This is a genomic window from Lysobacter capsici (assembly GCF_018732085.1).
In the GTDB taxonomy this organism is placed as follows: Bacteria; Pseudomonadota; Gammaproteobacteria; order Xanthomonadales; family Xanthomonadaceae; genus Lysobacter; species Lysobacter capsici_A.
Genome location: NZ_CP076103.1, coordinates 5,931,632 through 5,943,875, shown reverse-complemented (window position 1 = coordinate 5,943,875; position 12,244 = coordinate 5,931,632). Strand labels below are relative to the sequence as shown.

The window sequence follows — 12,244 nt, the reverse complement described above, 5'->3', positions numbered from 1 at the left end:
CATCATCACCGACTCGCCTACCGCATCCCATTGATACCGACATGACCGATCTGTTCGACCACCGCCAGGTTCGCCGCTCGTTTTCGCGCGCCGCACACGGCTACGACGGCGCCGCCGCGTTGCAGCGCGAAGTCGGCGCGCGCCTGTCGGAAACCCTGGAATACCTCGACGATCGCGCGCCGCAGGTGGTGGTCGACGTCGGCTGCGGCCCCGGCCATCTGAGCGCGGCGATGCAGAAGCGCTGGCCGCGCGCGCAGGTGATCGCGCTCGATCTCGCCGTGCCGATGCTGCGCGAAGCGCGCACGCATTTCGGCGACGGCGGCTGGCGCCCGCGCCTGCTCGGCGGCGCGCGCCGGCCCGATCCGGTGTGCGCCGATGCGCGCGCGCTGCCGCTGCGCGACGGCAGCGTCGATGTGTTGTTTTCGAACCTGTGCCTGCAATGGGTCGAGGACCTGCCCGCGGTGTTCGCCGGTTTCCGCCGCGTGCTCAAGCCCGGCGGCTTGTTGTTGGTGTCGACCTTCGGCCCGGACACGCTGTACGAATTGCGAGGCGCGTTCGCCGAAGCCGATGCCGCGCCGCACGTGAGCCTGTTTCCGTCGATCGCCCAGTTCGGCGATGCGCTGATCGCCGCGGGTTTCAAGAACCCGGTGCTCGATCGCGACGAATTCACCCTCGGTCATCCCGACCTCGGTCATCTGATGCGCGAGCTGCGCACGCTCGGCGCGACCAACGCGATGAGCACACGCCGGCGCGCGCTGACCGGGCGCGAACGTTTCGCCCGCGCCGCGCAGGCGTACGAAGCCTTGCGCGGCGACAACGGACAATTGCCGGCGACCTGGGAAGTGATCTACGCGCACGCCTGGGGCCCCGAGCCGGGCACGCCGATCCGGGTGGGCGGGGTCGACGAAGTGCAGGTGCCGGTGTCGAGCATCCGGATCAGGCCGCGTTCGTGAGCGATCGTCGTCAGGCGTTGTGGGCGGTGCTGATCGCATTGGCCGCGGCCTTGTTCTTCACCTGCACCTACGTGCTCAACCGCGCGGCCGCCACCGGCGGCGGGCATTGGGCCTGGACCGCGGCGCTGCGTTACCTGTTGACGCTGCCGATGTTGTTGCTGGTGATGCCGTTGCTCGGCGGTGTGCGTCCGGTGTGGCGGGCGATCCGCGCGCATCCGGGGCCGTGGCTGCTGTGGAGCGGGATCGGTTTCGTCCTGTTCTATGTCTGTTTGAGTTATGCCGCATCGAGCGGGCCGTCGTGGCTGATCGCGGCGACCTTCCAGCTCACCGTGATCGCAGGGATGCTGTGCGCGCCGTTGCTGTACCGCGATGCGCGGGCGAAGGTGCCGCTGCCGGCGTTGCTGGTCGGCGCGGTGATCGTGGCCGGCGTGTTGCTGCTGCAGTTCGGTCATGGCGGCGGGACGCTCGATCGCGCCGGTTGGATCGCGCTGATCTGCGTGGCGGTGTCGGCGGTCGCCTATCCGCTCGGCAACCGTGGGCTGTTGCTGCACCTGGAGCAGGCGGGGATCGAGCTCAACGCGACCCAGCGCGTATTCGGCATGACCCTGGCGAGCCAGCCGCTGTGGTGGGCGTTGGCGGTGTATGCCGGGGTCGAGGCCGGCGTGCCGCCGATGGGTCAGGTCGGCCTGGCCGCGGGCGTGGCGCTGAGCGCGGGCGTGATCGCGACGGTGCTGTTCTTCCAGGCCACCGGCATGGTGCGCAACGATCCCACCGCGCTGGCCGCGGCCGAGGCCATGCAGGCCGCGGAAATCCTGTTCGCGACCGTGATCGGCGCGCTGTGGCTGGGCGAAGCCTGGCCGCAGGGGCGGGCCCTGGTCGGCGCCTGCGTGGTGATGCTGGGCATCGTGGCCTTCAGCGTGGTCGCCGCGCGCGCGGCGGCGGGCAACGAGCGACGGGTGAAGGCGTTGCGTAGCGATCGGGGTGGGTGAGGTGAGCTGATACTCGCTGGGCTCCGTCGTTTGTACGGCGGGGCGACTGCGCGGCGCGTTAGTCGGCGCCCACTTTGGAAAAGGGGGCGAGCGCCGGTGTGGGTGGGTTGCGCGGAAGTGATCGGTGCGCGGGGGATTCGCTTTTGCGGTGGCGCGGCGATCGGAACGAAAAGCAAATCCCCCCAGCCCCCCTTTTCCAAAGGGGGGAACAGCAAAAAGCAAAGGGCTTCAGTAGCGATGGATGCAGGGGCGACATCCCGTCGCCGCTGCGCGTGCAAGTCGGCGCCCACTTTGGAAAAGGGGGCGAGCGCCGGTGCGGGTGGGTTGCGCGGAAGTGATCGGTGCGCGGGGGATTCGCTTTTGCGGCTGGCGCGGCGATCGGATCGAAAAGCGAATCCCCCCAGCCTCCCTTTTCCAAAGGAGGGAACAGCAAAGGCGTTTCATCGACGTCGGTTCGGATGGGGCGACCCGGTGCATACGCCGATATGGCCGCATCCCAAGCACATCCAAGCCACCCCAAAGCTGCATCGACTCGGGCTAGACTGCGACGCTCACCGATACGAGGGCGGACCGGGGTATGCGTATTGGCCTGTGGGCGCTGTTGATCGCGTTGGCCTGCCTGTGTCTGCCGGCCGCGGCGCAATCGCTGAAGGTCGAGGTGTTGCTGACCGATACCGACCTGCAGGCGCCGCCGGTCGGGGCGCCGGTGATCCGCAGTCTGGTCGCCGAACGGCCCGAGGACGTGATCCGTTTCAGCCTGCCGCGGCGCGATGCCGGGTATTGGCTGCGCTTGACCAGCCAACGCTCGGTCGGCGCCCAGGACGGCCAGCTGCTGGTCCTGCGCGGGCCGCGTGCGATGGGGCCGCTGCTGTATTACCCGCCCGGCGCCGGCGCGCGCGAAGTCGAAGACGCCGAGCACGGCGGCGTGCCGCTGATGCGGCGCGGCTGGGTGTTGGCGCTGCCCAACGGCTGGCCGCCGTCGTCGGTCGCCTATCTGCGGATCAAGGGCCGCGCGGCGATGAGCGAGATCCGCCTGTCCTTCGCCAGCATTCCCGATCTTGCCCGCCAGGAGCGCGGCGACGCGCGCTTCATGGCCGCCGCGTTCACCGCGATGATGCTGATGGCGGTGGCCATGGTCGGGGTGTGGGTCGCGTTCCGCGATTTCGTCTACCTCGGCTACGGCGCCTACCTGGGCTGCATGGCGACCTACCTGCTGCTGTTGTCCGGCGATGCCTCGGAGATGTGGGGCCTGGCCAGCCTGGCCAGCGAACCGGCGGTCGGCTGGGCGCTGGCGACCCTGGCCACGATCTTCCAGATCGGCTTCAGCCTGCGCTTCCTCGACTTGCCGCGGCTGATGCCGCGCACCACCTGGGTGCTGCGCATCATCCAGTGGGCCAACATGGCCTGGCTGCTGGTGCTGCTGGTATTGCGCGAACAGTCCTACGGCTGGTGGTACATCGGCGGCAACGCGCTGTTGCTGCTCGGCGTGCCGCTGATGCTGGTGATCGCGGTCGCGGCCTGGCGCAAGGGCGCGCCGTACGCCGGCTACTACCTGCTCGGCTGGACCCCGATGCTGGTGTTCGCCGCCGCGCTGGCCGCCAATACCCTGGGCCTGCAGGACGCCGAGTGGGCCGAGCGCGGCTTGGCCCTGACCGCGGTGCTGGAATCGGCCGTGCTCGCGCTGGCGTTGAGCCAGCACGCCGCCAACCGCCACCGCATCCTGCTGCTGGCGCGGCAGTCGGTGGAACGCGATCCGCTGACCGGCGCGCTTAACGCCCAGGTGCTCGAACAAATGCTCGAGGCCTGGTCCTCGCCGGGCAGCCTCAACGTCAATACCTACGGCCTGCTGCTGGTCGACCTGGACGGCTTCGGCGAGGTCAACGCGCGCTACGGCCGCGCGGTCGGCGACGCGCTGTTGCAGCAGGCGCTGGCACGCATGCGCGGGGTGCTGCGTCCGGACGACACCATCGCGCGCATCGACGGCGATTGCTTCGGCATCGTCAGCGAATGCGAGCGGGTCGAATGCGAACTGCTCGCGCGGCGCATCGCCGACACCTTCGCGCAGCGGCCGTTCCGTATCGACAGCCACGAAATCGTCATGAGCGTGAGCATCGGCCTGGCCATGTCGCAGCGCGGCGAGCAGGTGGCGGCGCTGTTCGAACGGGTGCGCGTGGCGCTGCGCAGCGCGGCCTCGGCCGGGCGCAACGCGATCAGCGTGGCCCAGAACAGCGGCCGCGATGTCGCGGTGATTCTGCATTCCGAGTGACCTGCCGGCACAGGCCGCCATCACGCGGCCGTGACGCTGCTGAGCGGGCCGCCCGCTCAAGCTGAATATCGCCGCGATCGCGGCGAGTCTTCACCTGCATTGCATCCGCCTGCGCCTAGCGTGGGGCGTATGGACGTACGCGCCGTATACGGAAGCTGATGCACACCATGACCCAGCACGACCAACACGGCATCGGCGCGGAGGTCGCCCAGGCGATCGATCCGCGCGAGTACCGCGAGTATTTCCATCGCGAGTTCCGCTTCGCCGCGTACTACAGCGCCGGTCGCGAATGGCCCGACTACGAACCGGCCTATCGCTACGGTTACGAAAGTTTCCTGGAGTGCGGCGACCGTCGTTTCGAGGACGTCGAAGCGCAGCTCGCCCGCGGCTGGAGCCGCGCCCGGGCCGCGTCGCGATTGCACTGGACCGAAGCGCGCGAAGCGGTGCGCGACGGATGGCATCACATAGAGCGCAACCTGCCGCACGCGCTCGATCGGCCCTTGCGCTGAAAGCATGCGCGCCGGCCACCCTCCCTAGGCCTCTCTCCCCCGGGGAGCTTCTGGTCGCCCTGGTACATCGGGGCGGCCTTTTTTATTTTGGGGATTGGGGATTGGGGATTCGCAGGCGCCTTGGGGCTTGCGCGGTCGGGCGGTACGGCGGCTGGAATCCGGCGTTGCGGCCTGCGCACTCGGCGCGAACGGCCCGGTGGAGTAGGATGCCGGTCCCACCCGCAAGAGGCCGCGTCATGGCCGACAACGACAACAAGCCCTCACGCGAGCAGGCCGAAGCCGCGGTCCGCATCCTGCTCAGCTGGGCCGGCGAAGACCCGAATCGCGAAGGGTTGCTCGACACGCCCAAGCGCGTGGTCACCGCCTACGGCGACTGGTTCAGCGGCTACACCGACGATCCGCGCGAATACCTGGCGCGCACGTTCGAGGAAGTCGCCGGCTACGACGAAATGATCGTGCTGCGCGACATCGAGTTCGAAAGCCACTGCGAGCACCACATGGCCCCGATCATCGGCAAGGCGCATGTGGGCTACCTGCCCAACGGCAAGGTGGTCGGCATCAGCAAGCTGGCGCGCGTGGTCGAGACCTATGCGCGGCGCTTCCAGGTGCAGGAAAAGATGACCGCGCAGATCGCCCAATCGATCCAGGACGTGCTGCAGCCGCTCGGCGTGGGCGTGGTGATCGAAGGCGCGCACGAATGCATGACCACCCGCGGCGTGCACAAGCGCGGCGTGAGCATGATCACCTCGAAGATGCTCGGCATGTTCCGCGACGATGCGCGCACGCGCGCGGAGTTCCTGCGCTTTATCGACGTGGGGCCGGGGCGCTGATTCAGCAGCGCTGATACGACGAGGTTGATCTGCTCCCTCTCCCGCTTGCGGGAGAGGGCTGGGGTGAGGGCAAACGCGATAGCGATCTCGCGTCGTAGCGTGGATCGCGCACGCCCTCATCCGCCCTTCGGGTACCTTCTCAGCCCTGCAATCCCTCCGGTCGCCGCAAGCGGGAGAAGGGAAAGCCTCTAGCCGACCTTCGCCAACGGCGAATCCTGCCGCACCGCCACCGGCGCCCGCTCGCTGAGCAGCGACACGATCCCCGCCGCCGCCTCGCGTCCTTCGAACGCCGCGGTCACCACCAGATCCGCGCCGCGCACCGCGTCGCCGCCGGCGAACACCTTCGGATTCGTAGTCTGATACGGCAAACCCGCCGCCGCCTTGCGCTTGGTCGCGCAGTTGCCCGAGGTCGCCAGCACCTTGATCCGGCCGTTGTCGGCCAGTTCGATGCCCTGCTGCGCCAGCCACGCCGGCGGATCGGGCTGGAAGCCGAACGCGATGATGACCACGTCGGCGTCGAGCACCGATTCGCTGCCCTCGATCGCCTCGGCGCGCTGACGACCGCGCGCGTCCGGCGGGCCGAGCCGGGTCTCGGCGACCCGCACCGCGTTGACCGTGGTGCCGTCGCCGAGCAGTTCCAGCGGTTGCCGGTTGAACAGGAACTCCACGCCTTCCTCGCGCGCGTTGGCGACCTCGCGCGCCGAGCCGGGCATGTTGGCCTCGTCGCGCCGGTACACACAGCGCACCTGCGCCGCGCCCATGCGCACCGCGCTGCGCACGCAGTCCATGCCGGTGTCGCCGCCGCCGAGCACGACCACGCGCTTGCCGCGCAGGTCGGGCAGTTCGAGTTGATCCTCCCAGCCGGCGATCGGCGCCGAGCGCAGGCTGTCGCCGTCGCCCTGGACGACGCGGCCGTTCTGCACCAAGAAGGGCAACGCCGGCAACACATTGCGCAGATCCTGCCCAGGCAGGCCGCCGTCGGTGTAGCGGTACGAACCCAGGCCCAGGAACACCGCGTCGAATTCGGCGGTCAGCGCATCGAGCGTGATATCGCGCCCGATCTCGACCCCGAGCCGGAACTGCACGCCCATGCCTTCGAGCACCTCGCGGCGCTTGACCATCACCGACTTCTCCAGCTTGAAGCTGGGAATGCCGAAATGCAGCAGGCCGCCGATCGCTTCGTAGCGGTCGAACACCACCGCCTGGATGCCGGCGCGCGCGAGCCGATCCGCGCACGACAGCCCGGCCGGGCCGGCGCCGACGATGGCGACGCGGTGGCCGGTGGCCTTCACCGTCGACAGATCCGGGCGCCAGCCGTCGGCGAGCGCGTTGTCGACGATGTACTTCTCGACCGCGCCGATGGTGACCGCGCCGAAGCCGTCGTTGAGGGTGCAGCTGCCTTCGCACAGGCGGTCCTGCGGGCAGACCCGGCCGCACACTTCGGGCAGCGGATTGGTTTCGTGGCACAAGGACGCGGCTTCGTGCAGGCGGCCTTCGCGCGCCAGTTCGAGCCACTGCGGAATGTAGTTGTGCAGCGGGCAGGCCCAGCCGCAGTAGGGATTGCCGCAGTCGAGGCAGCGGCCGGCCTGCTTCTTGGCTTCGACTTCGGCGAAGCGGCCGTACAGTTCGCCCCAGTCGCCGTTGAGGCGCAGTTGCAGCGGGATGCGCGAGGGCATTTCGCGCGGGGCGTCGCGGAATTGGAAGACTTGCTTCTTGGTCATTGCGGCGTGCCTGGTTGGCGTTGTCGATGGGTGGCGGTCGCGTTAGAAGCAACGGCCAAAGCAAATCCCCCCTGGCCCCCCTTTTTCAAAGGGGGGAACCCGATCGGTTTTTTCGATCGGGGGTGGAGGTGTTCGCTCGGGTGCTCCCTACGTGGCATCACGCGCATCGTCTTGTTCTCTACCGCCTTTGCCTTTGCCGTTCCCCCCTTTGAAAAAGGGGGGCAGGGTGGATTTGCTTTGACCGTTGCCGTCGAATGAGCCGCCAGAGCCATCACGCCGCACTCCTCAACGTCTCAGCCAGCGATTCCAGACTCGCCGCCTTGGGCTTCACCAGCCAGAACTTGCCCAGGTAATCGCGCATCTCATCGAGAATCCGCCGCGCCCACACGCTGCCGGTCAAGGCGACATGCGTCTCCAGCAGATCGTGCAGATGCGAGCGGTGATGCTCGAACCCGTCGGCCGAGATGCGCAGGATGTCGATGAGCTCGTGGTTGTAGCGGTCGACGAAATCGCGCTCGGTATCGAGCACATAGGCCATGCCGCCGGTGAAGCCCGCGCCGAAATTCAAACCGGTGCGGCCCAGCACCGCGACCACGCCGCCGGTCATGTACTCGCAGCAGTGATCGCCGGCGCCCTCGACCACCGCGGTCGCGCCGGAGTTGCGCACGCCGAAACGTTCGCCGGCGCGGCCGGCCGCGTACAGCTCGCCGCCGGTGGCGCCGTACAGGCAGGTGTTGCCGAGGATCGGCGTCTCGTGGGCGACATAGCGCGCGCCGACCGGCGGACGCAGCACGATCCGCCCGCCCGCCATGCCCTTGCCGACGTAATCGTTGGCTTCGCCCGACAGTTCGAAGTGCAGGCCGCCGGCCTGGAACGCGCCGAAGCTCTGGCCCGCGGTGCCGCTGAAGCGCAGGGTGATCGGCGCATCGTTCATGCCGCGATCGCCGTGCGCGCGCGCGATCCGTCCGGACAGGCGCGCGCCGATGCTGCGGTCGGTGTTGCGGATCTTGTAGCTGTAGTCGCCGCCGGATTTGTTTGCGATCACCTCGGCCAGTTCGGCTTCGAGCTGCGCCGACAGACCGTCGGGTTCGGCCGCCGGCGCCGGCATGCCGCAATGGCCGCCGTGAGCGAGCCCGGAACCGGCGAGCAGCGGCGACAGGTCCAGCCGCTGCTGGCGCGCGCTGTCGCCTTCGCTTTGCTTGAGCAGATCGGTGCGGCCGACGATTTCGCCGAGCGTGCGCACGCCGAGCGAGGCCAGCCAATGCCGCACTTCCTCGGCGAGCAGGCGGAAGAAATTCTCGACCCGTTCGGGCAGGCCGGTGAAATGCTCGCGACGCAGGCCGGCGTCCTGAGTGGCCACGCCGGTCGCGCAATTGTTGAGATGGCAGATGCGCAGGTACTTGCAGCCCAGCGCGATCATCGGCGCGGTGCCGAAACCGAAACTCTCCGCGCCGAGCAGCGCGGCCTTGATCACGTCCAGGCCGCTCTTCAAGCCGCCATCGGTTTGAAGGATCACCCGTTCGCGCAGGTCGTTGGCGATCAACGCCTGGCGCGCCTCGGCCAAACCCAGTTCCCACGGCGTGCCGGCGTAACGGATCGACGACAGCGGGCTCGCGCCGGTGCCGCCGTCGTGGCCGGACACGGTGACCAAGTCAGCGCCGGCCTTCGCAACGCCCGTGGCGATGGTGCCCACGCCCGCGTGCGACACCAGCTTGACCGAGATCAACGCCTGCGGATTGACCTGGCGCAAGTCGTGAATCAATTGCGCGAGGTCTTCGATCGAATAGATGTCGTGATGCGGCGGCGGCGAAATCAAACCGATGCCCGGCATCGCATAACGCAGCCGCGCGATCAGTTCGTTGACCTTGTGGCCGGGCAACTGGCCGCCTTCGCCGGGCTTGGCGCCCTGGGCGATCTTGATCTGCAGCACTTCGGCGTTGACCAGATACTCCGGCGTCACCCCGAACCGGCCCGAGGCGATCTGCTTGATCTTCGAGACCTTGTCGGTGCGATAACGCGCCGGATCTTCGCCGCCTTCGCCCGAGTTCGAGCGGCCGCCCAACCGGTTCATCGCGATCGCCAGCGCTTCGTGCGCTTCGGGCGACAACGCGCCCAGGCTCATCGCCGCCGAGTCGAAGCGGCGCACGATATCGGCGATCGGCTCGACCTGATCGAGCGCGATCGCCTTGGCCGGATCGGCATTGAGTTCCAGCAGATCGCGCAGCGCCGCGGTCGGGCGTTCGTTGACCGCTTCGGCGTAATGCTGCCAATCCGCCCATTCGCCGCTGCCGACCGCGCGCTGCAGGCGCGTGACCACATCGGGATTGAACAGATGGTATTCGCCGCCCGGCGTGTACTTGAGCAGGCCGCCGATTTCCGGCAGGCGGTTCGCGTCCCAGCCGATGTCGGCCAGGGTCTGGTTGTCTTCCTGCAACAGGTCGAACCCCGCGCCGGCGATGCGCGAGGGCGCGCCGGTGAAGCACAGGTCGACGACTTCCTTATCCAGGCCGATGATCTCGAACAGCTGCGCGCCGCGGTAACTGCCGATGGTCGCGATGCCCATCTTCGAAATGATCTTCAGCAGGCCCTTCTTGATCGCGCGCCGATAGCTGCGGCCGATCTGCGCGACTTCGCCGTGCTTGGTGCGCAGGATGCCGCGCGCGCCCAGGTCGTGCAGGGTCTGATAGGCGAGATACGGATACACCGCGGTCGCGCCGAAGCCGATCAGGCAGGCGAAATGGTGCGGATCGCGCGCGGTGCCGGTCTCGATGATCAGGTTGGCTTCGCAGCGCAGGCCGACCTTGCTCAGGTGCTGGTGGATCGCGCCGGTCGCGAGCAACGCATGCATCATCAGCGCGTCGCGGCGCGGGCGCCGGTCGGTGACGATCAGCAGCACGATGCCATCGCGGGTGGCTTCCTCGGCTTCCAGGCACAGGCGCACGATCGCCGCCTTGAGCCCTTCCTCGGCGGTGTAATTCAAGTCGATGTAGCGATGCGACTGATCGTACGGCGCCATCGACAGCAACTGGCGCAGCTTGCGTTGCGCGAGCACCGGCGAGTTGAGGTGGATATGGCCGACATTGTTCGGCCCGTCGACGAACACGTTGCCCTCGCGCCCGATCTGGGTCGCCAGCGACATCACGCAATCCTCGCGGAGCGGGTCCATCGGCGGGTTGGTGACCTGGGCGAAGGCCTGGCGGAAGTGGTCGTACAGCGGCCGCACCTGTTGCGACAGCACCGCCATCGGCACGTCGTCGCCCATCGAGCCGGTGGCTTCCTGTTCGATTTCGGCCAACGGGCGCAGCAGCACTTCGCTCGCGTTCTCGCGGGTTCTGGAACGGCGAGGCCGGCGAGGTTCGGCGGCGACTGTTGGTGTCGCGCGTCGCTGTTGCGATGAGTCGAGTCGCCCATCGCTGGCTTCCAGCGATTTCGCCCGGGCGCGCGCTTGTCGCGATTTTCGCGGCGCGCAGTTCGGCGGCGCTTCCGGATCGCGGTCGCGCGAACGCGCCAACGCGCCGGCAGCGCGGCCCGCCAGCCAGGGCGGCGCGCGCGCGCGGTTGATGCGGTCGATGGCGTCGGAGTCGAGCAACTCGCCCTGATACAGATCGGCGGCGATCATCTCGCCCGGGCCGAGCTTGCCCTTGGCCTCGATTTCCTCGACCGGCAGTTCCCACACGCCGGCTTCCGAAGCGATCAGGAAATGGCGGTCGCGCGAACGCAGCCAACGCGCCGGGCGCAGGCCGTTGCGGTCCAGGGTGCAGGCGGCGTAGCGGCCGTCGCAGGTGACGATGCCGGCCGGGCCGTCCCACGGGTCGGTGTTGAGCGCGTAGTACTCGTAGAACGCGGCGAGGTCGGCGTCCTTGTACTCCAGCGATTGCGTCGCCGGCGGGATCAGGATGCGCATGGCCTTGAGCAGGTCCATGCCGCCGGCCTGCAGCACCTCGAGCATGTTGTCGAGGCTTTGCGAATCCGAACCGTCGGTGCTGACGACCTGGTCGAACTCGCGCAGGTCCAGGGTCGGCGTGCGCCAGGCGTGCGCGCGCACCTGCGCCCAGGCGCGGTTGCCAGCGATGGTGTTGATCTCGCCGTTGTGGGCGAGCAGGCGGAACGGCTGCGCCAGCGGCCAGCGCGGCGTGGTGTTGGTGGAAAAGCGCTGGTGGAACACGACCGCGCTGGCGGCCAGTTCGGCGCGCTGCAGGTCCGGGTACAACTGCATCAGCCGATCGGGCAGCACCATGCCCTTGTAGCCGATGCTGGCCGAGGACAGGCTGACCACGTAGAAATCTTTGACGGCATGCAGGCGCTGTTCGGCGCGGCGGCGCGCCAGGAACAGCGAACGCTGGAAGCCGGCCGGATCGAACGGCGCGGCCGCGTCGACGAAGATCTGTTCGATCCGCGGCATGGTCTTGCGCGCCAGATCGCCGCAGGCGTCCAGATTGATCGGCACCACGCGCCAACCGGTGACGCGCATGCCTTCGGCGCGCAGGGTGTCGTTGAGGGTGTCGCGGGCGGCGGTGGCCTGTTCGGGATCGTGCGGCAGGAACACCAGGCCGGCGGCGAAATGCGGACCGGGCCGGATGTTGGCTTCGCGCGCGATCAGGCGCAAGAACGCATCGGGATGGCGAATCAGCAGGCCGCAACCGTCGCCGCTGAGCCCGTCGGCGGCGACGCCGCCGCGATGGGTCATGCGCGACAGCGCCTCCAGGGCGCGGTCGACCAGGGCGCGGCTGGGGCGATCGTCGAGTTGCGCGATCAGCCCGAAACCGCAGGCGTCCCGCTCGTCGCGGGGGTCGTAGAGGCCCTGTTGGCTGGGGCTTTGTTGCTTGGCTTGCATCGCATCTCCGGGACCGTGGGTGTTCCGTGGATCGCTAGCTCGCTACCGCTACGCATTGGGTTGTGTGCTGCCGATGGCCTTAGTGCCGATTTATAGGTGCCGGTGTCCTAAGTGGTTCCCAATGCGAAGTCTTCGCGATATC

General features: G+C 68.4%; 7 protein-coding genes. 5 read left to right on the top strand and 2 right to left on the bottom strand.

All coding sequences use genetic code 11. From position 1 onward, the window contains the following. Positions 1–41: 41 nt before the first annotated feature. From bioC to folE, 5 genes are all read left to right on the top strand, one after another. Positions 42–953 (top strand): malonyl-ACP O-methyltransferase BioC, encoded by a 912-nt coding sequence (bioC, locus tag KME82_RS24685; RefSeq protein ID WP_215496375.1) that lies wholly within the window; start codon positions 42–44, stop codon positions 951–953. Next, positions 950–1,942 (top strand): multidrug resistance efflux transporter family protein, encoded by a 993-nt coding sequence (locus tag KME82_RS24680; RefSeq protein ID WP_252255522.1) that lies wholly within the window; start codon positions 950–952, stop codon positions 1,940–1,942. Before bioC ends, KME82_RS24680 begins: the two co-directional genes overlap by 4 nt. Before the next feature lie 577 nt (positions 1,943–2,519). Next, positions 2,520–4,208 (top strand): sensor domain-containing diguanylate cyclase, encoded by a 1,689-nt coding sequence (locus tag KME82_RS24675; RefSeq protein ID WP_215496374.1) that lies wholly within the window; start codon positions 2,520–2,522, stop codon positions 4,206–4,208. Positions 4,209–4,375: 167 nt separating this feature from the next. Further along, positions 4,376–4,717, top strand: coding sequence for a hypothetical protein (locus tag KME82_RS24670; RefSeq protein ID WP_215496373.1), 342 nt, complete (start codon positions 4,376–4,378; stop codon positions 4,715–4,717). 236 nt (positions 4,718–4,953) lie between these two features. Further along, positions 4,954–5,547: a GTP cyclohydrolase I FolE gene (gene folE / locus KME82_RS24665; protein WP_215496372.1), complete on the top strand. Its 594-nt coding sequence runs from the start codon at positions 4,954–4,956 to the stop codon at positions 5,545–5,547. A 188-nt stretch (positions 5,548–5,735) separates the two neighbouring features. Here folE and KME82_RS24660 read toward each other — a convergent pair whose 3' ends face one another. Next, a complete protein-coding gene (locus tag KME82_RS24660; RefSeq protein ID WP_215496371.1) occupies positions 5,736–7,268 on the bottom strand; it encodes an FAD-dependent oxidoreductase in 1,533 nt (510 codons plus the stop codon). 271 nt (positions 7,269–7,539) lie between these two features. Continuing rightward, on the bottom strand, positions 7,540–12,102 hold the full coding sequence (gltB, locus tag KME82_RS24655; protein WP_215496370.1) for a glutamate synthase large subunit: 4,563 nt from the start codon (positions 12,100–12,102) through the stop codon (positions 7,540–7,542). Positions 12,103–12,244 lie beyond the last annotated feature (142 nt).